Consider the following 25,351-nt stretch of genomic DNA (forward strand, 5'->3'; position numbering starts at 1 on the left):
CCACTGCTGCTTCGCCAGCCTGCGGCGATGGGGTAAAGAGCCGCAGGCCTTTGACGCGATACGCCTCACCGCAACAGCGAGCGTGCCGTTGGGGCGAGGCGCAGGACTTGGGTACGGCCCCAGGTGGGCAATGGCGGGAGGGCTGCAGCGTGATCCGCGTAGTGCGCGAACCATACGAAGGCGTGTTCGCCTTCGCGAAGGGGGAGGCGGGGGTAGGTGTTGGGGCTTGGATCGGTGACGAAATAGGCCAGGATCGTGGCGCCGGCGGCGGTGAGGACGGGTTTGAGGTTTCGCTCGAAGTACGCCGTTTGGTCTTCACCGGGCGGGCCTGCGAAGGAATGGAGGGTGGCGGTCACCAAGCTCTTGGGGGCGGTCGAGGAGCGCGACGCGCCTTCCAGGGCGAAGCCGGAGTTGGTCCGGGCGGGGTGCAAGAGAAGGGCGTCGTTCGTGTCGACCATGGTGGCGCGTGCAGACTCGCGGTGCGTCTTCCAGGCGAGGCCTTCCTCGTAAAAGGCTCTGAGCGAATGGGCGCGCGCGTCGAGATCGCGAAAACCGCGGAGCCAGACGAAGCGATTGGGGTCGCCCAGATCGCGGAATTGGCCGATGATTTTCATGCCCACGGCCTCCTGCGTCTCGACGAATTCGCGATCGAAGAGCTCGATCATCGTGTCGCGCGTGCCGGGACGAAGGGTGTACTGCCGCAGTTCGACGAAGGGGGAAAACGTTGCCATGGTCGGGCCTCCTCAAAACAGACCGGGTGTCCGGTTTTAAATACGGACGGGTCGTCCGGTTTGTCAATGGCCTCGGCAGCGGTTAAGCTGCATCGGGCGATGGGCCGCCTGCGTATGAACGACCCCGAGGGGATGCGAAACCGCGTTCTGGATGCGGCCGCGGAGGCCTTTCAGGCGCGCGGCTACCACGCCACGAGCATGCACGACGTCATGAAGGCCGCCGAGATGAGCGGCGGTGCGCTCTACCATCACTTCCCCACGAAGAAGGACCTGGCGCTGGCCGTCATCCGCGAACGGGTCGCCGCCGCCGTCGAAGCGACGTGGATCGCCCCGGTCCAACGGGCGCGTCGCGCCACCGACGGCATCGCCGCGGTGTTCGCGAGCATCATCACCGAGCTCACCGAACGCGGTGCGGTGCGCGGATGCCCCCTGGCCAACCTCGGCCTCGAGCTCTCCCTCGCCGACCCGCAACTCCGCGCCGCCGTGCAAGCGGTCTACGACACCTGGCGCACCGCCCTCGCCGAGAAATTCCGAGCCGACAAAGTCGCCGGCGACCCCGATGGCCTCGCGACCTTCGTCATCTCCGCCTACTCCGGCGCCATGGCCCTCGCCAAAGCCGAACAGAGCCCAGCCCCCCTGCAAACCTGCATCGAGCAACTAACCCCCAGCCTCGCCCCACGTGGCAAAAGCGCGGCAGCAGCCGGAAAATTGACAGGGAGATCGAGAGATCGGGAGCAGTGAATTTTTTTCTCAAAAACTCCCGATCTCCCGATCTCCCTGTCCAAACCTCTTTCTTCTAACTCTCCGCGGGCTCCTCGTCCTGCGGCAGTTCTGGGCAGATCGACAAGTCGTATTGGTACGGCCCGCCCGTCTCGGGATCGCTCCACGGAAAGCAGCGGCACACGGAAGGGTACTCGGGGCGATCGTGCAGACTGCACGCATTGCTCTTGAGGAACATGCAGCGGTCGCCATCGACGCGGGTGCGCCATTCGTTCTCTTCGTCGTCCCACACGATGGCGTCGTCGCCGTAGAGCGACTTGAGCGTTTCGGCCTCCTTCGCGTTGAGCGACGTGCCCCACGAGCAGCAGATGGAATCGTGCGGGCACGGGAAGCATGGCAAGCTGCTCGGGATCACGGGCAGGCGGGAGCTCACGCTTTTCAATGTAATGCTAGTGTACTCTGCTCGGCAAAATGGGACTCGACCTCTCCACTTCTTCGCCCAGCCTGGCCCATGCTTTCGTCACGGAGCCCGGGCATACGCCGACCCGCTGGATCTTCTTTCTTCACGGCATCCTTGGCAGCGGAAACAACTTTCGAACCCTGGCGCGACGGTGGGTGCAAGCGCGACCGCACCTCGGGCTCGTGCTCGTCGATCTTCGCATGCATGGGCGCTCGCAAGGTTTCGAGCCGCCGCACACCATCGAATCGGCCGCGAAGGATCTGGTCGCGCTCGAAGCGGAGGTCACCGCACGCGGCGGGACCGTGTGCGGCGTGGTTGGGCATAGCTTCGGCGGCAAGGTGGCGCTGCAATACGTGGCCGACAAACGCGGTGAGCTCGACCGCGCATGGATCATCGACTCCACGCCCGGCGCACGGCCCAACGCCGCCGGCTCCGAGTCCACGGTTCGCGTCTACCAGCTCCTTCGGACGCTCCCACCCCGGTTCGAATCGCGCCAAGCCTTCAACGACGCGCTGGCCGCGGGCGGCCTCGATGCGGGCATGGTCCAGTGGCTCGCGATGAACGTGGACTCGATCCCCGGAGGAGGGTACCGCTTTCGCCTCGACCTCGACGCCATCGGCGCGCTGCTGGGCGACTACTTCGAGCAAGACCTCTGGCCGGTGGTGGAGAATCCGCCGGGCACCATCTCGATCGAGCTGATCATCGGCGGGCGCTCCAAGGTGCTCGACGAGGCCGACCGCCAGCGCGCCGAGCGTGCGGCACGCCAGAGCCCGGGCCGGGTCGACGTGCACATCATCGCCGGAGCCAGCCATTGGGTGCACGTCGATGCACCGGACGAGCTCTTCGAGCTCCTCGCGGCATCCTCGCACTAGCGACGTCGAGAGGGGGCCGCGATGCGCATCACCGTCCTCACGTATTTGGAAAAGCAAGGCGACACCTCGTACGACCCCGTCGCCGATCAAGTGGCCAATGCGCTGAGGGCGGAGAAGCACACGGTCAAAGTCTTCGCCGTGCACGGCGACATCGTCACCCTCGTGGAAGGCCTGCGCGAACAGCGCCCGACCCTCGTGTTCAACCTGATGGAGGCCTTCGGCGGAAATCTCTTCGGCGAAATCGGGGTGGCGGGCGCGCTGCAGCTCCTGAGCCTCCGCCACACCGGGGGCGGCCCCGGCGAGTTTTACCTGCAGCAGGACAAGGCGCTCACCAAAGAGCTGCTCGCCTTTCACGGGGTACCGTTTCCAAACTATGCCGTTTTCCGCAAGGACAACTACCCCGATACGAGCGGCCGCCTGCGCATGCCGCTCATCGTGAAGCCGCTGCGCATGGATGCCTCCATCGGCATCGAGTCCAATTCGCTCGTGCGCAGCGCCACGCAAATGATGAAGCGCATCGTGGCGATCCACGAAAAGGTGAAGGACGCCGCCCTCGTCGAAGAGTACATCGAAGGCCGCGAATTTTACGTCGGCGTCTTGGGAAACCGAAAACCCATTGCGCTGCCGCCCATCGAAATGGACTTCTCCGGCCTGCCCGCAGGCATGCCGCGCGTCCTCGGCCGGCGCGCCAAATGGGTCAAGTCCAGCCCCGAATACAAAGGCACCCGCTCGAAGATCGCCGAGATCCCCAACGAGACCAAGTTGCAACTCCAACGCGTCGCGATCGACGCGTACCGCGCCCTGCGGGTGCGCGACTACGGCCGCATCGACCTGCGCCTCACACCGGGCGGCGAAGTCTACGTCATCGAGGTCAACGCGAGCTGCTACCTCGAAAAATCGTCCGAATTCGCCACCGCCGCCCAAGCCGCCGGCATCCGCTACGCGAACCTGGTGAACGCCATTGCCAAGCTGGCGCTGGCGCGATTTCGGCGGCCGTATTGAGGCTAGAAGAATGGGGATTTGAACAGGAAGACGGGAAGATTTCTAGATTCCCGTCGCCCCAGTGGGCTCATTGGGAACCCAACCCAAAAAACTTCCCGTCTTCCCGTCTTCCTGTGAATCTGCTTCTAGCCGTTATCGAGGATCGACCGTGCTCGCTTGAGGGCCCTTGTCGCCGTCCTCTTCGGCATATTTGACCTCGTCACCGATATGCAATTTGCCGAACCGGTTATGCAAGACGCTATTTCGATGAAAATAGATCTCGCGACCGTCCCGCGTTTCGAGGAAGCCATAGCCTTGTTCGGTGAACAGCTTCTTCACGCGAGCACGGCTGACGCCGTCGTGGCGTTTCACCTCGCGACGCACCTTGCGAGCGTGCTCGTGCAGTACGCGCTCGGCGTCGTCGAAGGCATCTTCGATCGCCGCGTGCGCGTCCTGGTGCGCCGCCTTCTCAGGTGGGTCGCGACCGATGACGAGTTCGCCGTTGGGAACGGTGATGTCGATTCGTATGTGGTAATGCCGCCCGTTGTGATGATGCCGGTGCGGAGCTTCGACGACCACACGACAACCGACGATGTGATCGAACAGATGATCGAGTTTATCGGCTTTCTTTTGAATCAATTCGGCCAAGGCCGGTGACGGTGAGAAATCGCGAAACGTGATCTGACACGGTAGGATCATGAAGGCTCCTCCGTAGGATGTTCGAAACGCGAGCAATATTCCTCGCAACTCCAAGCTTCGCACGTCTTGTGCCGTATGGGAGAAATAGCCCATCACGGGCGCGTCGAAACCACCCCGCTTTAGCCGTGACGCCACGCGTGTGGCGAGATGGTCACGCCCTGTCCCACATAAGGGGCGCGCGTCGGGAAGGCGGGCCAATACCTTTGGCATGGTCGTTTTGAATCACAAACAGACGGATTTTGGCCCGAATCGGCATTTTTATGCCGTTTTGAGCAATGGGGCGCGAAGGCCTTCGGATATGATTATCGACCCGTGCCGCAACGTTCCGACGCGCCCAGCAAGCCTCTGGAACCGCTCGATCAAGAGCGCGTTCCCTTGGTGAGCGCCATCCGGCCGGCACTGAAAGCCGATGTCCTCGAGGCACCGGTATCCACACCGTCACCGGTCAGCCAGCAGATCTGGCTTCACGGCTCGTGGTTTTCGCGCACGAAGAAGCTCGTACGCAACATCCTGCGCGGCTTGTACAAGCACCGCGCGCTCGACCACGCCGCGGCGATGGCCTTCTACTTTTTCCTCGGTATCATCCCGCTGCTCGTCTCCTGCGGGATGATCGTCGGACAACTCGTGCGGACGGAGGGCTCCGAGGCCTTCCTCGCCCCGCTGTACCGCATCATGCCGTCGATTGCGGCGGACCTTCTGCGCGGCGAACTGGTCGACATCGCCGCCTCGGCATCGACCATGTCGTCGGTCGCCCCCTTCACCTTGCTCGCGTTTTTGTGGCTCACGTCCAACGGGTTTCACAACCTGATGGACATCTTCGAGACCCTCGCGGTCGCGCAGCGCCGCTCCTGGTGGCAAAAGCGCTTCATCGCCATCGCGTGGGTGCTCATGATCTTCGTCGGCGTCACCGTCGCCACGTGGATCCTGCTCAAGGGCAGCGGCATCCTCGCCGCGCTGGGCGCCGGTCCCACGGCGGAGCGCTTGCCCAAGGTGGTGCGCTTCGCACGCGAGTGGCTCGAACAGGGCTGGCAGGCCCAGGGGGTCGTGCTCCTCTTCGTCGTGTTCTCGTTCTTCGGGTTGGCGGCGTTTTACCGCATCGCCATCGTGCACCCGCCGGCCGTCAAACGGCACGTGTGGTCCGGCACCGTGGTGGCCTTCATCTTGTGGAGCCTCGCGTCGTGGGCCTTCTCGGCGTACGTGAAAACGCTGGCGAACTACGCCCTTTACTATGGCGGTGTGGCCACCATGGCCACCACCTTGCTATGGCTCTATCTCACCAGCCTGGCCCTGGTGATCGGAGCCGAGGTCAACGCTCAGCTCGAAGGGATCCGCTCGAAGACGGCCCCGCACGCGGGTCCTGGGCCACGCGGGGTACCACGCAAGGAGCGCTAAATTCATGGACTATCGGACTCTGGGGAAGAGCGGACTCAAGGTATCGACCCTTTGCCTCGGCTGCATGACGTTCGGCGAGGCCGACGACAAATCGTTCATGTACGAGGTCGGTGCCAACGAAGAGACGTCGAACGCGATCATGAACCGCTCGCTGGAGAACGGGATCAACTTCTTCGACGTGGCCGACGTCTACGGGCAAGACGGCTTGTCCGAGCGGGTCGTCGGCAAGTGGATCGCTCGGGAAAAGAAGCGCAATCAGGTGGTGCTCGCCACCAAGTTCCGATTCCGCACCTGGGATGGCCCCAACGGAACCGGCGCCTCGCGCTACCGCATTTTGCGCACCGTCGAAGCGAGCCTGCGCAGGCTGGGCACCGATCGCATCGATCTCTACCAGATCCACATGCAGGACGTGGACACGCCCGAGGAGGAGACGCTCCGCGCCCTCGACGACTTGGTGCGCCAGGGCAAGGTGCTCTACATCGGCGCGAGCAACTACGCCGCGTACCGCCTCACGGAGAGCCTCTTCGTCAGCGAGCTGTCGCGTTTGGAGCGCTTCATTTCCTTGCAGGCGCAATACTCGCTGCTGGTGCGCGATCTGGAGCGGGAGCACGTGCCGCTCTGTCAAAAATTCGGCCTGGGCATTTTGCCCTGGTCACCTCTGGCCGCCGGCTTCTTGAGCGGCAAGTACGACAAGTCGCAACCGATGCCGCAGGGCACGCGCTTCACGAAGTGGAAGGAGCGCTGGCAAACCTTCGATAAGGAGCGCAACTGGCGCATTTTGGCCGCCGTGAAGACCATCGCGGCCGAGCTCGGGGCGACGCCATCGCAGGTGTCGCTCGCGTGGCTCTTGAAGAAGCCGACGGTCGCCTCGGTCATCTTCGGCGCGCGCACGCTGCAGCAGGTCGACGACAACCTCAAGGCCGCCGCCCTGGCGCTGCCCGCCGAAGCGGTGAAGCGCCTCGACGAGGCCAGCACCTTCGAGATGGGCTACCCGTACGACTTCATCAAGAACATCCAGGGCCGCTGGTAACGCGCCGCCCCCCACCGAACGTGCCCGTGCCCGTGCCCCTGCTCCTCTGCCCGGATACGTGCACGTGGCCGATCGGGCATGGGCACGGGCACGGGCACGGGCAGGGACTGCAGAGAAGTTGCACCTGAGCGCGCGGGGTTGATGCAATACGCCCCATGCGAAAAATTGCCGCCGGGGGGCTGGCGCTTCTTCTGACCCTCGGGTCCGCCGCCCCCTCCCGCGCGGAAACCACCCCGCGCGAGGAGCTTGCGGCGTGGCTCAAACCCCGGATTCCCGCGGGCGGGAGCCTGGTCGACCGGATCGATGCGCCCGTCGAGGTCGTCCATACGGTGCGGCCGGGCGACACCCTCGAGAGCGTCGCCGACGCGTACATGGATCTGACCAACGTGTACCTTCGCGACGATCTCGCCACGGCCATCCGGCGTGAAAACGAGACGGGGCGAAAGCCTCTCGCCGCGGGCACGAAGCTCACCATCCCGCGCATCGTGAATGTCCCCCCGCGCGCGGCGGGTGCGCCGCTGCCGCGCTCCACCGAGCCGGTACGCGGCCTGTACATGCGCGGCGACACGGCGGGGCGCGCGTCGTACACGCGCATTCTGGACCGGATGCTCCCCAACGGGGTCAACGCCATCGTGCTCGATACGAAGGACTACGACGGCGTGCTCACCTACCCGTCGCGCGTGGCGTTGGCCAACGAGGCAGGCGCGGTGAAGCACCCGCCCATCGCCGACCTGGCGCGCACGATTCGGTTTGCGCATGACCGCGGGGTGCGGGTCATCATGCGTGTGAGCTGCTTCGACGACGAGCTCATGGCCAAGGCACGGCCGGCCATGTCCGTGCAGTCGAAGGCGGGGCGCGCGTACCCGATTGGGTGGCTCGATCCGTCGAACGAGGAGGCCCAGGCCTACATCGTCGATCTCGTGGGCGAGGCCCTGGAGGCGGGTGCCGACGAGATTCAGCTCGACTACGTGCGCTACCCGGTGCTCGGGATCAAAAATGCCGACTTCAAACTCAAACAGCGCGATCTGACCCAGACCGTGGTCATCCGCGACTTCGTGCGGCGCGTGCACAAGGTCACGCAAGCGCGCGGCGTCCCGTTGTCGCTCGACATCTTCGGTGTGGTCGCCTTCGGACATCGCCAGGACATCGATGCACTGGGGCAAGATCCGGCGATGCTCGCCACCGAGTGCGAAGCGCTCTCGCCCATGGTCTACCCGTCGCACTACGCGAAAGGGTTCAACGGATGGGACGAACCGGGGGATCATCCCGAGATCGTGGGCATGGGGACCAAGTCGATCCGCGAGCTGATTGCTGCGCACGGCGTGAAAGGCGGCGCCGCGATCCGGCCCTGGGTGCAGGCGGTGAACTACAAGTCACCCTCGTTTTCGCCCGCGTATTTGACCGAGGAAATGCGCTCGGGGCAAAGTGCGGGTGCGCTCGGTTGGCTGATGTGGAATCCCGGCCAGGACTACGGTTACACGTGGGGTGCCGCACGGTCGGCCGTCTTCGGCGGGGTAAGGCCGGAGGTGCGCGGCTTGCCACGCCCAACTTTGAACGCAGAGAAACGCGGCCCGACCGCGCGTAAGCCGTGATAGCTTCTTAGCCGATATGGCCGACTTCGAGCTTGCGGTTCCTGGCGTGATCTACATCGGATCATCCACGGCCCGCCGCCAAAAAGAGGATGCTCCCGAAGCAACGCCGCCGTTGCACGTGGTTCACCTCGGTGCCTCGGCAGGGTGGATGAGGCCACGCGGCATCCGGCAGTGGACGCGTGAGGTCTCGGTCATCCGGCGCAGTGCGTTCGGCGAAGGCCTGCGCAAAGACCTCGGGGCCACCTTGCCGCAGGAGCAGGTCGCCCCCGCGCGCATGCCACTGGCCAGCCGCGCCTCGCGCGAGAGCCCGTTCATCGCGGTGTCGCGCAACCTGGTCGAGAAGCTGGTGGAAAAAGGTGTACGCGTTCATACCGTCGGCTTCGACAAGATTTCGGGCGGCTTCTACTACCTGGCCGAAGGCGGGCAGAGCCCGGCCGTCCGCATCGAGGGGGACCTCATCGAGATGGTGTCCCCGGCGCTCGAGGCGGCCGGCGACGGCGCCGATCTCGATTCGCTGCTCGAAGGGGTGATCGATCGCATTCTGCTGGATGTCTCCAAGGGCGATATCAGCGAGGGCGCGGTCGAGCTCGCGGCCGCCCTCCCGCGTCTCTGCACAGATGGCCGCGGAACCGAAGATTGTGATCTGGAATCGTTCGAACGCGAAGCATCGACGCTCGTGGGAACCTCGGCCCAGTTCGAGACCTTGGCGCGCGTGCTCGCGAGCCGGCTGTCGTCGACCAAACATAGCGATGTGGTGACGGTGCCGCTGTTCGGCGAAGCGCGGCGCGAGAAGGAATCCGTCATCACGGTGAACTTCGGATCGACGCACACGCAGCTTTCGGCGCGCGAGCGCTGGCTGGTGGCGGGCGCGCCCAACCGCGAGATCACGCTTGCACCCCAGCGCGCCAACACGGTGCGCATTCCTGGGGCAGGCGCGGCGCAGGCACCGACGGAGAGTGCCGGCCCACCGAGCGGAAATGGCGGAGGCCGCGTGATTCCGACCCGTGCCCCGACGCCGCGTCCTGCTGCGGCGAGTGCGAACGTGCCGACGGCGAGCCCAGCGCCTGCCGTAGCCGCCGCATCGCCCGTCGTCACGGCGTCGCCCGCGGTTACGGCGTCGCCCGCGGCGTCGCCAGCAGCCGGCACGGTGTCGCCGGTGGTTCGCCCGCGGCCAGCACCCGTCCCGCTCGGGCGTCCGATCTTGCCGCGACCGACCTTGGAAAAGAAGCCCCCGGTGGTGGAAGCGGCACCCCCGCCACTGCCGGTCGAGCAACCGCCGCCACCACCGCCCGTGTTCGAGCCACCGCCGCCCTTCGAGGCGCCGGAACTGCTCACGGTGCCGGAGTCGATCCCGCCCGACGATCTGGAAGAGCGCATTTCCATCCCGGCCGCGGCCGACAGCCTCCCCGTGACGCACGCGGACCCGACGTCGGAGGACAATCTGACCCCCGCCGTGCCGCCCGTGCTGGAGACACCGCCGCCGGCACCGCAGCCTTTGTTCGCGGCACCTCCGCAACCGGTGGTGCGCGAGGCGCCCGAGAGCCCGATCTTCGCGGCCGCATCGCCGCGGAGTGGCCGCTACGAGGTCGAGCCCGAGCCCATGACCCAGCCCTCGCAGCGGCGCCGCCGCGAGATGGAGGAGGCGCAGGCCCGCGCGGTGCAGGATGCACGCAAGCTCCTGCTCTGGCTGGTCATGGGCGTCATTCTGATCGTGGTCGCGGTCTTGATCTTCAGCATGCGCTCGTAGCTACGACTTCGGCAGCAGCATGATCCGCCGCTCCGCGTTCTGCTCGATCGCGGGGCGGCTGTAGAGCAGCGGAAACGTCTCGCCCTTGCTCCAGGCATCGGCCAAGTCGCGGTAGTGCACGCTCGACGGCTGGCCGGATTGGCCCGGCGTGTTGATCGCGCGCGACGCGTCCCAGTTGCCCACGTCGAGCACGATGCGCACGGAGGCCCCGCTCAGCGATTCGAAGGTTCCGGTCGAGAAGAGCGACGCGTTCACGGAGAGCTCGGAGCCACCGCGCGGCAGATCGCCCACGGTCAACCGGCGTCGCGTCGCCTCCGACACCGCCGGCTCCAGCGGGTGGCGAAACCGTGCATGCTGCAGATGCCCCCACGTCCACCCGGCGGGGTTCGAACCGAGAAGCTTCATCGTGTCGGCGTACGCCTCGCGCAGCGTGTTCTCCAGCAGCCCATCGCGCACGCGGACGCCGAACGACGGCTCCGGATGCTCCAGGGTCTCGACGAGCACGCGCGTGTCCGGCTGCCCCACGCGGCTCGCCATCGCGGGCGTCGCCACCGGCACGAACGCGGGCCCGAGGTGACGCGTACGCCACACCTCGAACAGCGCCGCCGCACCCGAGTCGACGTGCTCGACGCCGTCCCACGCCCGCAGCATGTCCGCCGCGGGATGCCCCGCGAGCACGTGCGGCAGCCGTTTCAACAGCGCCACGAGGCGCACGGCCTCCGGCGACAGTTGGTCGAACTGCAGGCGCACCGAATCGTCGATCGACGCGTGCGGCGTGGCCGACAGCACCGAGACGATGCGCTCGTAGCGCGAGGGATGGGACCACTCGAAGCCGAGCTTCTTCTCTTTGTAGGGAAAATCGGGCGGAAGGTTCATCTGGTTCGCCGTGGCGAGAAAGCCCTCGGGCGGATCGTACGCGCTCGGCAGATCGTCGCCGTCGTAGAAGCCCGTCCACTCGTAGCGACCATCGCCGGGCACCGGCATCAAGCCGTCGTACCCTCGGCGCTTGGGCGCGAGCCCGCCGGGAACCCACCCGATGTGGCCCTGCGTGTCCGCGTACACCTGATTCTCCGTGGGCGCGCCCCAATTGCGCATCGCCGCCTTGAACTCGGCGAAGTCGTGCGCGCGCATCAAGCGCAGGCTCCCGTAATACGGCGCCATCCCCGGCTCGAGCCACGCCGTGCGCAGCGCGTAGGCCTTGTGGTGCGCGGGATCCATCTTGAGCACCGGGCCGTGCCGCGTGAACACGAGCTCCACCGACTTGGGTGACGTGCCCGCGATGGGCACGGGCTCGGTGAGCCGGCGAAACGGCTCCCAGCCGTCACCGTAGCGATACCGTCCCGGATCCTTCGGGTCCAGGTCGTAGACGTACAGGTCCTCTTGGTCGATGGGGAAAATCGTGAGCCCGAAGGCCACCGTGCCATTGTGACCGATGGAGATGCCCGGTTGCGCGGGCTCGCCGGCGCCCACCACATCGAGCCCCGGCGCGGAGAGGTGCACGAGGTAGCGAAGCGACGGCGCCCCGTAGCCGCGGTGCGGATCGTTGGCCAAAATGGGCCGCCCGGTGCTCGTGCGCGCGGGCGCGATGACCCAATTGTTGCTGCCCTCGGTGGTCTCGTCGCCCTCTTCGTGAGCGCGCGCGGGCGCCGTTCCGCGGAGCGCGCCCCGCGTGAACGTCACATGGCGCTGCGCCAGCTCGAACATATGCAGCACGTCGTCCGGGATGGTGCACGGCTCGAGCCCCTCGGGCACCGTCGTGTGCCACGGCGGCTCGAGGGGAACGCGCACCTCGTCGGTGCGCGGATTGGCCACGCACGAGACCCAGGCGCGCGCAATCTCGCTACCCACGTTGCGCGTGAGCCCGTGGCTGCGAATGCGCACCACGTCCTCCGGCTGCCAATGCGAAGGCCGGTAGCCAATGCGGAGAAACTCCTCCGGCAACCGCTCCGGATGCTGGGCAAGCCAATCGACGTACGCATTGATGCCCGAGGTGAACTGCGTCGCCGCCATCCGCGCTTCGGGACCGTAGCTCGCCCACTCGCGCTCCATGTCGCCGCGGTACAGGAACAGCCGCGTGGCGGTGTCTTGCTCCACGAACGCCGGCCCGAACACCTCCGACAGCAAGCCCAGCCCGCGCCGCCGCCACAAATCGATCTGAAACAGCCGCTCGCGCGCGGCGTTGAAGCCCTGCGCGAGAAACACGTCGGGCGCGCTCTCCGCAAAGAGATGCGGCACGCCCCAGCGATCTTGCACCAGCTCGACGGGCCGGGCCAGCCCGGGCACGACGTACGCGGAGAGCGCATCACCGGCCACGGGCTGGTCGAAATCACTGGAAAGCGGATCCGCATCGAGCCGCGGATCGCAGCTCGATGCGTACGCCACCACCCCCACGGCGATCGGCGCCCAATGGGATCGCATCCTCGAAGTTACGTGCGCGTGCGCGCTCCGAGGAAGGCGCGGTAATGATTAATGAGCCCACTCGTCGAAGGGTCGTGCTTCGCTGGCCCATCGTCCTTGCCCGGCACGAGTTCGGGCTCGATCTTCTTGGCCAGCTCCTTGCCGAGCTCCACGCCCCACTGATCGAAGCTGTAGATGTTCCACACGATGCCCTGCGTGAAAATCTTGTGCTCGTAGATGGCCACGAGCTTGCCCAGGGTGCGCGGGGTCAGCTTCTCGAACAGAATCGTGTTCGACGGCCGATTGCCCGGGAACGTCTTGTGCGGCGCCAACGCGGCAATCTTGTCCTCCGGCGTTCCGCGCGCCTCGAGCTCGGCCCGCGCCTGCTCCTCCGTCTTTCCGCGCATCAGCGCCTCGGCCTGGGCAAAGCAGTTCGCCAAGAGCACCTTGTGATGCTCGCCGCCCCACGTGATGGGATTCTGCGACTCCAGCGGCGCGAGAAAGTCGATGGGCACGAGGCGCGTTCCCTGATGCAGGAGCTGGTAAAACGCGTGCTGCCCATTGGTACCGGGCTCGCCCCACACGATGGGCCCCGTCGTGTAATCGGTAATCGGCCTCCCCTGCCGGTCGACCCGCTTGCCATTGCTCTCCATGTCGCCCTGTTGAAAATAGGCCGAAAAGCGGTGCAAATATTGGTCGTACGGCAAAATGGCGTGCGTCTGTGCGCCGTGGAAGTTCGAATACCAAACACCGAGCAGGGCCAAAATGGCGGGTATGTTCTCCTCGAGCGGCGCCGTGCGAAAATGCTCGTCGATGGCGTGCGCGCCGCCGAGGAGCTCCTCGAAGCGATCCATGCCGATGACCGTGGCGATGGACAGACCGATGGCCGACCAGAGCGAATAGCGCCCGCCGACCCAGTCCCAGAAGGGGAACATGTTCTCGGTGTCGATGCCGAACTTCGCCACCTCGGCCGAGGCGGTGGAGACGGCCACGAAGTGCTTGGCCACCGCGCGCTCGTCGCCGCCGAGTCGTTCGAGCAGCCACGCGCGCGCCGAGCGGGCGTTCATCAGGGTCTCTTGCGTGGTGAACGTCTTCGACGCCACGATGAAGAGGGTCGTCTCGGGATCGAGCGGCTTGACCGTCTCGACCAGGTGCGTTCCGTCCACGTTGGAGACGAAGTGCGTGCTCAGCCCTTGCTGCCAATACGGGCGCAGCGCCTCGGTGACCATGACGGGGCCCAGGTCCGAGCCGCCGATGCCGATGTTGACGATGTCCGTGATGCGCTTGCCGGTGAAGCCGGTCCACGCCCCACTTCGAACGCGCTCGGTGAAGCCGCGCATCTTGGCGAGGACGGCGTTGACCTCGGGCATCACGTCTTTGCCGTCCACCACGATGGGACGATTGGAACGGTTGCGCAGGGCCACGTGCAGCACGGCGCGGCCTTCCGTGCCGTTGATCTTTTCGCCCGCGAACATGCGGTCGCGCCAACCTTCGACGTCGGCCTGGCGCGCAAGCGCGAACAGAAGCTTCAGCGTTTTGTCCTGGACCCGGTTCTTCGAGAAGTCGAGGAGGAGGTCCTCGTGACGTCGCGACAGCCGCTCGAAGCGCTTTTCGTCGGAGAAGAGCGAGAGGATGGTCACATCGCGAATTTCGGCAGAATGCTCGGCGAGTGCGCGCCAAGCGGGGGATTCGGTCAGGCGCTCGTTCATGGAGGGCGATGCTAGTCGCTTGACGTAACTTGCGCGACAACCGTAGCCTCCCAAACAGCCGTGAACCGCTCTGCTCGATGCCCGATCCGTTCTTCGATCGCCGCGCCCGCGTTGGCGGTGCTCTTGCCTTTGGCAACGTTGGCCTTGCAAGCCTGTGGCGGCGGCTCGCGCGCGCCCGTCGGAGTTTCCACGGCATCGCCGGGCGCCGCGCAACCGGTCGCGCGTGACGCGGGCACTCCACGCGGCCCCAGCAGCATCCCGTCGGACTTCCGGACGAACCTCACGAAGATCAACCGCGCACGCTTCGTCTCCAACGGACACGCTGGAGGTCGCTACGAGGTGGACGTTTACGCCAATCCTGCCGGCAAGGCGGCGGCCACGTCCAACAGCGGCGACGTGGCCGTCGGGGCGCGCCTGGTGAAGGAGCACTTCGAACGCACCGGCGAAGGCGTCCAACCCGGCCCCGTCATGATGATGGAAAAGATGGAGCGCGGCTTCGACCCCGAGCACGGCGATTGGGCGTACCTCGTCGTGAACTCGGCCGGGCAGCCGGTTCAGAATGGCCGTGTCGAGGCCTGCGTCGGTTGCCACGACGACGCGCCGCACGACCACGTGTTCCGCGTTCAGGAATAAAGCGCGACACGTCGTAAAAAAGTCTGAACGCCCGCTCGGAGTGCGGGCACGTAAGGGGCGAGTCGGTGCGGTAAGGAGCAGCAGCCGCGCCCTCCCTTACGAGGTGAGCTATGAAGCGCATCGCCTTGGCGCTGCTCCTCGCGAGCACCGCCGCGTGCAACGACGATTTCAGCCAAGGGTGGCGCATCGACAAGACTCGCGTCCTGGGGGCCAAAGCCATGGTGGACGGCGACACGTCGCGCGCATCGCCCGCGCCGGGGGAGGCGTTTCACGTCGATTGGTTCGTGGTGAGCCCGGGCGGTTCGGTCCCGACGACTTGGCGCCTCACCGCCTGCCGCCGCGCCGACGGCGTGCGCACGAGCCAGTGTGACGGCCCATCGTTGGCGGAGGTCTCCGGCGCGGGGAAGATGCCCACGGTGTCGCTCACCGCGCCGCCCGCGGAGACCCTGGGGGACGCCACGCATCTTCTGGTGTGGGGCGACATCGAGAAGACCAACGTCGACTACGCGGTGATGCTGCAGACTGCAAAAAATGGGAGCAACCGCAACCCGCGTATCGATGCGGCCGACGTTCTCTTGGACGGCCAACCGTGGACCGCGGAGGACGGCGTGTGCGAGGGCGCGCTCCCCAGCGTCGTGGCCGACGATGCGAAGCACGAGGTCGCGCTGGTGGTGCGCGAGTCGAATCGGGAGACCCTCGACGGCGGGCGCGAGACCATGCAGCTTTCGCACTTCACCACCGCGGGCAAGCTCGAAAGGCTCTATTCGGTGCTCGACGGATCCGATCCGGCGATCGACAAGGCGCTCTCCGTGCCTTGGGAGGCCAAGCGCGATGTGGCGCCGCCGGCGGGCGGCATGGTCGTGCACTTCTATTTCAGCCTTCGCGATTCGCGCGGAGGAATGGATTTCGCGACGCGTGCATTATGCATGCGTCCGCAAGGGTAATGGCACAGAGGAACGGTCATGGGAATCGATCATCGTCTTTCGATCATCGTGCATGCGGGTGCGGGATGGGTCATGTGGGTCCTCATCGGGCTGTCGATCGTGGCGGTCGCCATTATTTTGGATCGCGCGATCAGCCTGATGGCGTCGCGCGACGACGTGCGCGCCATGAAGGAGGACCTTCTCGCGTACCTCTCGAATGGCGATCCTGCGGGGGCCATCGAGCGGTTCGAGACGTCGTCGTCCATCGAGGCCCGTGTGCTCATTGCAGGGCTGGGGTGCGCGGAAAAGGGCGCGGCGGCCGCGGAGGAGCGCATGGCGAGCACGTCGCAGTTGGCCAAGCTCTCCATGGAGAGGAATCTGTCGTTCTTGGCGACAGTCGGCTCCAATGCGCCGTTCGTGGGGCTGCTGGGCACGGTTATCGGCATCATCCGCGCGTTCCAGGCGCTCGATGCGGCGCACGGCCAGGTCTCGCCGCGGCTCATGGCGGAGGTGGGCGAGGCGCTCGTGGCGACGGCCCTGGGGCTTCTCGTCGCGCTGCCAACGATTGCGTTCTACAACTTGTTTCAGCGCATCATCGGCTCCCGGCTGGCACGTGCCGATGCGCTGGGCCGTGAAGTGCTGGCCTACATGAAGACGGAGCGCTGATCATGGCCGGCGCGATTCATGGAGAAGAAGGGCCGCTCGCGGGCATCAACGTCACACCGCTGGTCGACGTCGTACTGGTGCTCCTCATCGTGCTCATGGTGACCGCGAATTTCCTGGCATCCCAGAGCATCCCGCTCGACCTTCCCAAGGCGGTCGTCGCGGCCGATGGGCGCAACACGCATGCTCGGGTCGTGAAGGTGATGGACATTCTGCGCGAGGAAAAGATCGTGCACTTCGCCGATTGATCGCACGGGGCTTCCTGTCGGCACCGAGATCACCTACACGTGCCGCTTTGACGTACGTGAATGAGCGGCAAGATGAACTGAAGCGGGCTCGACGAACTGTGGCGGTACTCGCCACGGCGTTTGCGCTCGCGTGCGGCGTGCGCGCATTCGGGGCCGAGCCGGATGCGCGGCCGGTCATCGTCATCGTGGAGGGGGACGCGGGGGCGTGGTCGAGCGAGTTGCGAGCCGCCATCGCGCGCGAGCTGCACACCGAGGCGGTGGCCCCCGACGATCCGAAGGCTCGCGACGCGCGCGGCACGGTGACCTTGTCGCTGTCGACGGCGAACGAAGAGCTGGTGGTGCGCTACCGGCCCGTCCAAGGGAGCGAGATTTCGCGCCGGGTGCGTGTCCCCGAGGATCGCCCGCGCGTGGTGCGCGCCTCCGCGTTGCTCACGGGAAACCTGGTGCGCAACGAGGCCGAGGAGATCCTCGCCGCGGCGCGAAGGCGGGGCGCTCCGGGGACGGATGCGGCGAGCAGCAGTGATCCCAATACGCTCCCCCTCCCCAGCCCCGCGGAGGGAGCCGAGACGGCGAGCACCGCCGAGGTGCCGAAGACCGAGGTGCCGAAGACCGAGGTGCCGAAGACCGAGGAGAAGGCTGCTTCGCAACCCGAACCGCCGAAGGCGCGTGACGAGCGTCCCTGCCTCAAGCTGCGGGCCAGCGCGCCCTTTCATCCCATCGTCTTCTCGGTGTTCCCGCCCATCGCGACGAACTTCCGCGCACCCAAAACGCGAACCCCGCTCGCGTTGAACCTCCTCTACAGCGACGTGGGCCACATTCAAGGCGCCGACATCGGCCTCGCCTCCCACGTCGATTGCGACGTCCAGGGTGCGCAGGTCCAACTGGCGGTCGCCGACACCGGCGGCAACGTGAAGGGCGTCCAAATCGCCGGCGCTTGGGCCTCCACCCGCGAAACCGTGATGGGACTACAAGGCGCCATCGGCGCCACGCGCGCCATGCGCATCGAGGGCGCGCAGGTCGCGCTCGTCGGCGCGGCCGGCGACGTGCGGGGTGTGCAACTGGGCCTGGTCACCTACGCACGCAGCGTGGAGGGCGTGCAGGCCGGCTTCGTCAACATCGCCAGCAACGTCGACGGCGGCGTTCAACTCGGCCTCGTGAACGTCGGCCGGAAGTTGAAGGGCGTCAACATCGGCCTCGTGACCATCGCGGAAGAGCTCGATGGTCCTTCCTTCTCGCTCATTCAGATCGCCAAGAACGGCTACGTCCGGCCCATCGTGTGGGCGGGCAGCTCCACGTACCTGAACGTCAACGTCGGCGTCCGCTTCGATACCCGCTGGACGTACGGCCAAGTCTCGATCGGCTACGTCGAAGGTTCCGGGTTCGACGACGTGGCCCAAAGCAACCTCTTCGGAGTCCACGTCCTCAAACCGGACGAACCTGGTTTCCTCATGGATTTCGAGATCGGCAACCAGTTCCGCACCGGCCAGAACGACGAGGAGGACAAGAACCGCGGCCTCGTCCACGCGATCGCTGGCTGGAGGATCGCCAAACGCCTCGCCTTTTTCGCTGGCATGGGCATCGTCTACTCTCAGCGAAAAAAAGACGACTTCGTAGGCCCCGATGTCATCGCAGGGGCGATATTCTAGGCGCCATGAATTAGTTGAAACATTTTCGGCGGTGCCGGGCACCAAGGGGCAAGGACCTTGGGACCGGTGAAGGAACTCCTACTCAATTCATTCTCCCCCTTACCGATCACCGGTCCCGTGGTCGACAAAGACGAGCTTGTTTTAGCCCTTCAACGTGGCGAGCGAGATGCCGTGGCGCGCGCCTACGAGTTGTTTCACGAACGCGTACGAATCTTCGCGCGCCGGCTTCTCCACGACGAAAGCGCCGCGGAGGACCTCGTGCACGAAGTGTTCGTAACCTTGCCTTCTGCCATTCGGTCGTTTCGAGGGGAGTCGGCTCTCCCCACCTTTCTCGTCGGCATCGCAGTGCGTCATGCACGTCATCACGTGCGCGCTGCGTCCCGCCGTCGCGCCGCCATGGAGCGTCTTTCGCTCGCCCCCCCACCGGACGGGGCGCCCGATGCCGAAGATCGGGCGTACGCCGAGCAGCTTGCACGCGCATTATCGCGTGCGATGGATAAATTGCCCGATGATCAGCGTGCCGTCTTCGTACTCTGCGAGATGGACGAGCGGACCTCCGCGGAGGTCGCGATGATCGTGGGAGCGCCGGAGGGGACAGTCCGTACGCGCTTGTTTCACGCAAAGCGCAAGCTGCGCGACATTTTAGAACGGGAGGGGTTCCGATGAGCCTCCACGAGACCGGGCAAAAGCCAGAGGGAGGCGCGGACGACATCCTGTCGATGGCGACACGCGCCCTGAGAGACCAATGCGACCGGCGCGATCCAAACGCCGGCGCGCGCATCAACCCTGCCACCACACGCAGCCGCGTGATGATGTCGCTGCGCCAGCAAGAGCGGCGACGAACGGCGGCCGTGTACATCTTGCTCCCCGCCGCCGCGGTGCTCGTGGCCTCGACGGCGTGGGCCGCGGCCAACGGCCGGCTGCCCACGGTGATGAAGACCCTCGGTGAGAAGCTCGGGTTCGTGCAAGCCCCCGCCACGTCGATGCCCGCGCCCCAGCCTTTGCCCGCGACCGATGTCAAGGCGCACGCGGCGACGTCGGTGGCGGAGGAAGCACCTGCTCCGCCGTCCACCGAAGCCGCCGTCACGGCGCCTGCAGAGATGCCGGCGACACCGCCCAAGCCGCACGCGTCCGTGTCCCCGTCGCCGAGCGCCCGCCCTTTCGACGAGCGGGGGGAGAAACTCTACGAGGCCGCCCACCGCGCCCACTTCACGGATCGCAATTGGTCGGCCGCACTGGCAGCTTGGGACCGCTACCTCGCCGCATCGCCGCATGGGCGCTTCGTCCCGGAAGCGCGCTACAACCGCGCCATTGCGCTGCTGCGCCTCGATCGGCGCGACGAGGCGGTGCGTGAGCTGACGCCGTTCGCCGAGGGGAAATACGGCGGCTACCGCCAGGAAGAGGCACGCGGTCTCATCGAGGCCATGCAGAAGTAGCGTATCTTCGTACGGGCCATGGACGCCCTTACGCTGAAGCACCTGCATGCCCCCCCGCCGACGCTGTCGTTTCGTCTCGTGGTGGCGGAGGGCCCCGATGCGGGAAAGGTCTTTCGCATCGATCCGAACCAGCCGTCGCGCACCTTGGTCGGCACCAGCCCGACCTGCGTGATCCGGCTCGCCGATCGGCACGTCTCACGCCGGCACCTGGCGCTCGATGCGGCGGTGAACGAGTTGATCCTCCAGGACCTGCGCTCGAGCAACGGCACGCGCGTCAACGGCGTGCGCATCACCGAGGGCGTTCTCACCGGCGGCGAGGTCATTCGCGTCGGCAACACCGTGCTTCGCGTCGAGGCGGGTGAACAGGAGACGCCGAACGCGCTCACCGAGCAAACGGCGTTCGGGCGGGCGCTCGGTGTCAGCTTCGAGATGCGCAAGGTCTTCGGCTTGGCCGAGCGCCTCGCCCAGGCGAACGTCCCCGTGGCCATCGAGGGAGAGACGGGCACGGGCAAGGAGCTGCTCGCCGAGTGCCTGCACGAGCAGAGCGCACGCGCCGCGGGGCCGTTCGTGGTCTTCGACGGGTCCATCGTCGGCGATCGCCTGGCCGACGTGACGCTCTTCGGCTGCGCCGCGAACGTGGTTCCCGGCGTGCCCGAGGCGCGCGCGGGGCTGTTCGAACAGGCGCACGGCGGCACGCTGCTCATCGACGAGCCGGCGGAGCTCGCGCCCGAGGTGCAGCGCAAGCTGGTACGCGCCGTGGAGCGCGGTGCGGTGCAACGCATCGGCGGCGATGCGGCGCTCGCGGTCGACGTGCGCATCGTGACCACGTCGCGTGCGGATCTCGACAAGGCGGTGGACGAGGGCCGGCTGCGCGAGGACCTGTTCTACCGGCTCGTGGTCGCGCGCATCGAGCTTCCGCCGCTGCGCAAGCGCCGCGACGACGTGGGGTTTCTCGCGGAGCATTTTTGGGCGGCCCTCGGTGGGGCCGACGGTGCGTTTCCGCCCGAGCTTCTTTCGCGCTTCGAGGCACACGCCTGGCCGGGCAACGTGCGCGAGCTCCAAAACGCCGTGGCGCGCCACCTCGCCACCGGCGAGATCGATCCGCGAAAGCGCGCCGTCGAGACCGCGCCGGCCACCACGGCAAGCCCCGAGCCCAACGTGCTTCTCGAGATCCTCGAGCAGGATCTGCCCATGGCCAAGGCCCGCCAGCAGCTCCTCGCCGAGTTCGAACGCAGCTACGTCGCGCGCGTTCTCGCCAAACACGGCGGCAACGTCACCCGCGCCGCCGCCGCCTCGGGCATCGCCCACCGCTACTTCCAATCGCTCAAGGCGAAATACGCCGCGAAGTAACGTTACGCGAAGGCGAGCGCGATCAGGAAGACCAGGACCGCGAGGGCCACGAGCACCGAGAAGATGGCCGCGGTGAGGTAGGCCACGCGCATGGAGGCGTCGGCGGCGTTGCCATAGAGATGGTAGGCGCCGCGAAGGAACGCGCGGGCGCTGACGCCGGGGAGCTTCATGCCCTGGCGGCCGAGCGCGATGGCGGAGGAGAGGCCCTCGGTCAACGCGACGATCAAGGCGCCGAGGGGGCCGAGGACGAGGTCCCACCCCGTGGCGTAGAGACCGAAACGCAGGGCGCGCGTGCGATCGCCACGGGCACCGCTGCGGCGAGCGCCGGCGTCGAGCGCGAGGCCGTGCGCGGCGTGGGCCATGACGAGCATCGACGCGAGGATGGGGATGCCCACGACGAGCGCGCGAACGGCGAGCGCGCGCGAGGCGCTGTCTTGCACGAGCTCCTTGGCCCAGAGGGGCGACACGAGCGCCACCACCGGGAGCAGGGCGAAAATCATGGCGGAGGCCGCGAGGATCTCGCTGGTGAGGGCGAAGCTCAGTGCGGGCGTGATGGGCCCGTCGGGAAGCGCTTCGAAGAACGAATCGGGATCGCGCGTCGTAGCGCGGGCGGTGGTCCAGAGGCGGCGGAAGAACGGAGCCTCACGGCGCTCCCACGCCACGAAGGCAATGACGCCGGACAAGGTCTCGTCGAGCTCGCAACCGGAGCAGTCGACGGAACCGCAGCGCGCGCACACCACGGTCGCCGGAACGTCGACCTGATCGAGCAGATCGTCCGAAGGCCGTGCATTCTGGCTGTTCGGTACGGGCAAGCCCATCGCGCTGTGAGCATGGCACGCCCTCCCCCGAGCTTCCACTTTCTCGAAGTCAGCGGCGGCGACCACGCCTTGCTGAACTAGTGGACGTGCTGCCCAACCGATGTGCCTCGCGTGACCGGCATGTCGTCGAGGCGACCACCCAAGCGAAACGCAGCCACGAGCGACGCAAGCGAAAGCGCCAAGGTCGCCCAGAAGGCCCACTCGTATTCGAAGCGCACGGGGACGAGTCCGCCTTTCTGCGGAAAGGCTAGAAAAATGCCGACGGTGAGTCCCGGGATGGCGGAAAGAAACGCCGCGACCACCCGCGCGCCGCGCATCTTGGCGATGCTGCGCCGGCTCAAGATGGTGGGAACCAGAACCATCCACGCAACGAAGGCGCCGAATTGCCAGCCCCGGATGCGCGCCAGGTCGAAGCCCGACAGGATGTACGCATCGGGCAGGGTGACGTGGATCCATGGCAGAAAAAAGAGCCCCATGCCGCAGAGCCCGAAGAGCCCGAGGACGCCCTTTTGGCGCCCCAGATAGGTCCATGGCAACGCTTCGTGCTCGGGCATGGTCGGAATGCCGTCGTGGTCGCGCAGTGGCGGTGGAAGCTTCTCGAGCGGCCTGAGCTCCATGCCACAGACAGGGCAGAGCGTGGCTTCCCCTCGTTCGAACATCTCGCGGCAGAACGGACAAGCGACGAGCGACACATCGGCAAGGATAGTCGAGACAACCCGTTCGTACCGTGGCAATGTCGGGCGGCATGAGGCCCGACAAACTCGACGATGCGGCAGTTGACGCCTGGCTCGGAAAACACCCTGGATGGCAGCGCGCGCTGACCGCGAAGGACGCAAAAGCCGCCATCGTGAAGGAGTTTGGCTTCAAAGACTTCTCCACCGCCCTGGGCTTCGTGGTGCGCGTCGGCTGCGTCGCGGAACGGCGCGATCACCATCCGGATGTCGAGCTGGGCTGGGGGCGCGCGCGCGTTCTCTGGTCGACGCATGATGCGGGAGGCATCACGCGGCTCGATCTGGAGCTCGCCGAAGCGACGGACGGGCTGCTTCCTTGAAGCGCGACGTCGAAGAGCGCATACGCTGCCGTGCCGCCCTTCTCGTCCGCATCAAGTCGCTGGTCGGCGACATCGAGATTCCGCGATTCGACGAAGCGCTGACCCATCCGAGCTACGCCAATGAAGCGGGGGGCGCCCCCGATTACGAGCGCCTCGAGTTCCTCGGCGACGCCGTGCTGGGTCTCTGCGTGAGCGAGCTGCTCGTCGCAAGCCATCCGGGCGCGGACGAGGGCACGCTCTCACGCATGCGCAGCGCGCTGGTGAACGCGGATGCGCTCGCGCGCTGGGCGCGTGCGGAGAGCATCGGGCCATCGCTGGCGCTCGGCCGCGGTGCCGCCGCCGCCGGCGAGCAATTCCGCACCAACGTGCTGGCCGACGCCGTGGAAGCATTGGTGGCCGCGGTCTATACCGCCGGCGGCCTCGATGCCGCGCGCGGCTTGGTGCAAGAGGTGGTGCGCGAGCCTCTGGCCACCGCCGCCGGCGCCCTGGGCGGGCGCGATCCGAAGAGCGCGCTCCAAGAATGGGTGCAGGCACAAGGAAATCTCCCGCCGGCGTACCGCGTGGTGGCCACGCACGGCCCCGCGCACGAGCGCGTCTTCCGCGTGGAGGTCGCCGTCGGCGAACAAGTCCTCGCCGCCGGCGAAGGCCCCTCGAAGCGCCTCGCCGAACGCGCCGCAGCTGCTGCCGCATTGGAGAACCTCGGCGGCTCCGAATCGGTGCCGCTCACCGTTCCCGTCCCCGGCTACCAAGTCGGACTCCGCGACGGCAGCGGCGAGAAGGGCTAAGGCCGCTTGCGGGGGACGACCGTCTCTTTGTCGGCGACGGGGAGGCCGGGGAGCAAGGACTCGTTGAGATCGCGGACGTCGCGGGTGCGCAGGTCGGTGACGAGTTTGGAGACGGCGGTGTCGAGGCGTTGGCGGAGAATCATGTCGCGGATGCGCGGCATGAGCTCCTCGAGGGTGCGACGGCTCGCGCCGACGGTGCCGCGGCGCCAAATGACCGCCCAGGCACCCGCCTCTTCCACCGGGGCGGGCACGAATTCGCCGTCTTTGACGGAAAGGGCGGCCTTGACCAAGGCCGGCTCGACCCGGAGGCCCGCCTCGTTGGAGACGCCCTCCGCGTTGACGAAACCGAGGTTGCCACCGCGCAGGTACGTCGCCTGGTCGATGCTGTGCGACTCGGCCAGCGATTGGAACTTGGCGAGCTGCCCGTCCTTTTTCGCGTCCTCGAGCACGCTCAGCGCTTCCTCCCGCGTTTTGCAGAGGATGCGCCACAGGTTGTAGCTCTCCGGCGCCTCGAACCGCCCGCGGTTCTCCTCGAAGTAGCGCTTGATCTCCTCCGCCGAGACCGCCGTGCCCACCTGCGCACGCAGCGCGCGCACCGTCGCCTGCGCCTGCGCGCGCGAAAGGCGCTCCGCCACGCCGCGGTCCGTCTCCAGGTGCTTCGCCTCGGCGCCTTGCTCGAGCAAAAGCTCCGGCACGATCACCCGCTCGAGCACACCCTTTTTGATCGCCTCGGGCGTCTCGCCGAAGGTGCGCAGCTGAAACGCGGGAATCGTCGCCAGCCGCGCTTCGAGCTCGGCGGCGGTCACGGTGCGTGCGCCTACTTTCGCCACCACGGCCTCGGACTTCGGTGCATCCGGCTTCGTCGCGTGCGAAGGCGCCGCAACGAACAGGAGAAGCAAGGTCACGGAGACGAAACGAGGGCGCATCGAGGGCCCCCTTCTTAGCGCACTTTACCGAGCCTTGCGGGTTCTTCGGCGCGGCGCCTCGTCGCTCAAGACGCCCGCCTCGCGCAGCACGTCCTCGCCGATGCCCACGAAGCGGTACGTCTCCGGGCGAAAGCCGTACGCCTTGTGCAACCGCTCGACCACGTCCACCACCCCCTCGGGAAACGCGGGCGGTTTGCGCATTTTGGAGACCTTGCGGATGGACGCCAGGGGCTCGCCGAGCTCGAGCAGCTCTTCGACGCGCTGGAGCACGTCGAGTGGCTTCAGTTCGCGAGCGCCGCGGGCGGTGCCGTTTTCCAGCTCGCGGAGCAGGCGCTGACGCCTCTTCTCCGTGCGCCCGTCGAGCTTTTGCGCCGAGAGACCGCGCCCGCCAAGAACGTCGTTGAACATGCGCGCCGCGCGGCGCTTCTCGATGGCCTCGGGACTACCGCGGCGATTCGGTGCGCGAGGTGGTGCTGAGGCCCGACCCCGCCCCGGTTTCGCCGCTGTCTTCTCTTTTGGCATCGACTAAAAAGTTAGCCCTC

Annotated in this window: 26 protein-coding genes; 17 read left to right on the forward strand and 9 right to left on the reverse strand. The window is 66.7% G+C overall.

Annotation, left to right across the window (positions count from 1 at the left end; translation table 11 throughout):
• Nucleotides 1–65 precede the first annotated feature (65 nt).
• Nucleotides 66–731, reverse strand: coding sequence for an NIPSNAP family protein (locus LVJ94_44030; GenBank protein WXB03864.1), 666 nt, complete (start codon nt 729–731; stop codon nt 66–68).
• A gap of 99 nt (nt 732–830) precedes the next feature.
• Between LVJ94_44030 and LVJ94_44035 the strand changes: the two genes are divergently transcribed.
• Nucleotides 831–1,472, forward strand: a complete 642-nt coding sequence (locus LVJ94_44035; protein WXB03865.1) for a TetR/AcrR family transcriptional regulator — start codon at nt 831–833, stop codon at nt 1,470–1,472.
• Between the two features lie 55 nt (nt 1,473–1,527).
• On the opposite strand, the gene LVJ94_44040 is transcribed toward LVJ94_44035, so the two are convergent.
• On the reverse strand, nt 1,528–1,884 hold the full coding sequence (locus tag LVJ94_44040; GenBank protein ID WXB03866.1) for a YkgJ family cysteine cluster protein: 357 nt from the start codon (nt 1,882–1,884) through the stop codon (nt 1,528–1,530).
• Between the two features lie 38 nt (nt 1,885–1,922).
• Here LVJ94_44040 and LVJ94_44045 point away from each other — a divergent pair, with 38 nt between their 5' ends.
• Nucleotides 1,923–2,783, forward strand: a complete 861-nt coding sequence (locus LVJ94_44045; GenBank protein WXB03867.1) for an alpha/beta hydrolase — start codon at nt 1,923–1,925, stop codon at nt 2,781–2,783.
• Between the two features lie 21 nt (nt 2,784–2,804).
• Nucleotides 2,805–3,785 carry an ATP-grasp domain-containing protein gene (locus LVJ94_44050; GenBank protein WXB03868.1) on the forward strand — a complete coding sequence of 327 codons (981 nt, stop codon included), beginning with the start codon at nt 2,805–2,807 and terminating at the stop codon, nt 3,783–3,785.
• 132 nt (nt 3,786–3,917) lie between these two features.
• Here the strand turns inward: LVJ94_44050 and LVJ94_44055 are convergent, their stop codons facing one another.
• Nucleotides 3,918–4,463: an HPF/RaiA family ribosome-associated protein gene (locus tag LVJ94_44055; protein WXB03869.1), complete on the reverse strand. Its 546-nt coding sequence runs from the start codon at nt 4,461–4,463 to the stop codon at nt 3,918–3,920.
• A gap of 312 nt (nt 4,464–4,775) precedes the next feature.
• Here LVJ94_44055 and LVJ94_44060 point away from each other — a divergent pair, with 312 nt between their 5' ends.
• The 4 genes from LVJ94_44060 (at nt 4,776) to LVJ94_44075 (ending at nt 10,224) form a co-directional block, all read left to right on the forward strand.
• Complete coding sequence (locus LVJ94_44060) at nt 4,776–5,855, forward strand: YihY/virulence factor BrkB family protein (protein WXB03870.1); 1,080 nt, start codon at nt 4,776–4,778, stop codon at nt 5,853–5,855.
• Between the two features lie 4 nt (nt 5,856–5,859).
• Nucleotides 5,860–6,885: an aldo/keto reductase gene (locus LVJ94_44065; protein WXB03871.1), complete on the forward strand. Its 1,026-nt coding sequence runs from the start codon at nt 5,860–5,862 to the stop codon at nt 6,883–6,885.
• Nucleotides 6,886–7,040: 155 nt separating this feature from the next.
• A complete protein-coding gene (locus LVJ94_44070; GenBank protein ID WXB03872.1) occupies nt 7,041–8,477 on the forward strand; it encodes a hypothetical protein in 1,437 nt (478 codons plus the stop codon).
• A 16-nt stretch (nt 8,478–8,493) separates the two neighbouring features.
• On the forward strand, nt 8,494–10,224 hold the full coding sequence (locus LVJ94_44075; GenBank protein ID WXB03873.1) for a hypothetical protein: 1,731 nt from the start codon (nt 8,494–8,496) through the stop codon (nt 10,222–10,224).
• Here the strand turns inward: LVJ94_44075 and LVJ94_44080 are convergent, their stop codons facing one another.
• Together LVJ94_44080 and pgi are read right to left on the reverse strand one after the other, a co-directional pair.
• Complete coding sequence (locus LVJ94_44080) at nt 10,225–12,642, reverse strand: penicillin acylase family protein (protein ID WXB03874.1); 2,418 nt, start codon at nt 12,640–12,642, stop codon at nt 10,225–10,227.
• Between the two features lie 8 nt (nt 12,643–12,650).
• Nucleotides 12,651–14,330, reverse strand: a complete 1,680-nt coding sequence (pgi, locus tag LVJ94_44085) for a glucose-6-phosphate isomerase (protein WXB03875.1) — start codon at nt 14,328–14,330, stop codon at nt 12,651–12,653.
• 60 nt (nt 14,331–14,390) lie between these two features.
• Here pgi and LVJ94_44090 point away from each other — a divergent pair, with 60 nt between their 5' ends.
• The 8 genes from LVJ94_44090 to LVJ94_44125 all read left to right on the forward strand — a co-directional run bounded on the left by LVJ94_44090 (nt 14,391) and on the right by LVJ94_44125 (nt 21,229).
• Nucleotides 14,391–14,963: a cytochrome P460 family protein gene (locus LVJ94_44090; GenBank protein WXB03876.1), complete on the forward strand. Its 573-nt coding sequence runs from the start codon at nt 14,391–14,393 to the stop codon at nt 14,961–14,963.
• Nucleotides 14,964–15,073: 110 nt separating this feature from the next.
• Nucleotides 15,074–15,907 carry a hypothetical protein gene (locus LVJ94_44095; protein ID WXB03877.1) on the forward strand — a complete coding sequence of 278 codons (834 nt, stop codon included), beginning with the start codon at nt 15,074–15,076 and terminating at the stop codon, nt 15,905–15,907.
• Between the two features lie 18 nt (nt 15,908–15,925).
• The gene (locus tag LVJ94_44100) at nt 15,926–16,552 is read left to right on the forward strand and encodes a MotA/TolQ/ExbB proton channel family protein (protein ID WXB03878.1); all 627 of its coding nucleotides are present in this window, start codon (nt 15,926–15,928) and stop codon (nt 16,550–16,552) included.
• Between the two features lie 2 nt (nt 16,553–16,554).
• On the forward strand, nt 16,555–16,797 hold the full coding sequence (locus LVJ94_44105) for a biopolymer transporter ExbD (protein WXB03879.1): 243 nt from the start codon (nt 16,555–16,557) through the stop codon (nt 16,795–16,797).
• Nucleotides 16,798–16,895: 98 nt separating this feature from the next.
• Complete coding sequence (locus LVJ94_44110) at nt 16,896–18,443, forward strand: hypothetical protein (GenBank protein ID WXB03880.1); 1,548 nt, start codon at nt 16,896–16,898, stop codon at nt 18,441–18,443.
• A 171-nt stretch (nt 18,444–18,614) separates the two neighbouring features.
• The gene (locus tag LVJ94_44115; GenBank protein WXB03881.1) at nt 18,615–19,109 is read left to right on the forward strand and encodes an RNA polymerase sigma factor; all 495 of its coding nucleotides are present in this window, start codon (nt 18,615–18,617) and stop codon (nt 19,107–19,109) included.
• Entirely contained in the window at nt 19,106–19,879 is a 774-nt protein-coding gene (locus LVJ94_44120) for a hypothetical protein (protein WXB03882.1), read from the forward strand. Before LVJ94_44115 ends, LVJ94_44120 begins: the two co-directional genes overlap by 4 nt.
• Before the next feature lie 18 nt (nt 19,880–19,897).
• Nucleotides 19,898–21,229, forward strand: a complete 1,332-nt coding sequence (locus LVJ94_44125; GenBank protein WXB03883.1) for a sigma 54-interacting transcriptional regulator — start codon at nt 19,898–19,900, stop codon at nt 21,227–21,229.
• 2 nt (nt 21,230–21,231) lie between these two features.
• Here LVJ94_44125 and LVJ94_44130 read toward each other — a convergent pair whose 3' ends face one another.
• Nucleotides 21,232–22,047 carry a hypothetical protein gene (locus LVJ94_44130; protein WXB03884.1) on the reverse strand — a complete coding sequence of 272 codons (816 nt, stop codon included), beginning with the start codon at nt 22,045–22,047 and terminating at the stop codon, nt 21,232–21,234.
• 77 nt (nt 22,048–22,124) lie between these two features.
• The gene (locus LVJ94_44135) at nt 22,125–22,739 is read right to left on the reverse strand and encodes a hypothetical protein (protein ID WXB03885.1); all 615 of its coding nucleotides are present in this window, start codon (nt 22,737–22,739) and stop codon (nt 22,125–22,127) included.
• Nucleotides 22,740–22,792: 53 nt separating this feature from the next.
• On the opposite strand from LVJ94_44135, the gene LVJ94_44140 reads away from it, so the two are divergent.
• Both LVJ94_44140 and rnc read left to right on the forward strand, forming a co-directional pair.
• Nucleotides 22,793–23,098, forward strand: a complete 306-nt coding sequence (locus LVJ94_44140; protein ID WXB03886.1) for a 4a-hydroxytetrahydrobiopterin dehydratase — start codon at nt 22,793–22,795, stop codon at nt 23,096–23,098.
• Nucleotides 23,095–23,883: a ribonuclease III gene (gene rnc, locus LVJ94_44145; protein ID WXB03887.1), complete on the forward strand. Its 789-nt coding sequence runs from the start codon at nt 23,095–23,097 to the stop codon at nt 23,881–23,883. The genes LVJ94_44140 and rnc overlap by 4 nt, the downstream gene beginning before the upstream one ends.
• Here rnc and LVJ94_44150 read toward each other — a convergent pair.
• Nucleotides 23,880–24,809: a peptidyl-prolyl cis-trans isomerase gene (locus LVJ94_44150; GenBank protein ID WXB03888.1), complete on the reverse strand. Its 930-nt coding sequence runs from the start codon at nt 24,807–24,809 to the stop codon at nt 23,880–23,882. The genes rnc and LVJ94_44150 overlap by 4 nt on opposite strands.
• A 24-nt stretch (nt 24,810–24,833) precedes the next feature.
• Nucleotides 24,834–25,331 carry a hypothetical protein gene (locus LVJ94_44155; GenBank protein WXB03889.1) on the reverse strand — a complete coding sequence of 166 codons (498 nt, stop codon included), beginning with the start codon at nt 25,329–25,331 and terminating at the stop codon, nt 24,834–24,836.
• Nucleotides 25,332–25,351: the final 20 nt, after the last annotated feature.

The organism is Sorangiineae bacterium MSr11367, assembly GCA_037157805.1.
Lineage (GTDB): Bacteria > Myxococcota_A > Polyangia > Polyangiales > Polyangiaceae > Pendulispora > Pendulispora rubella.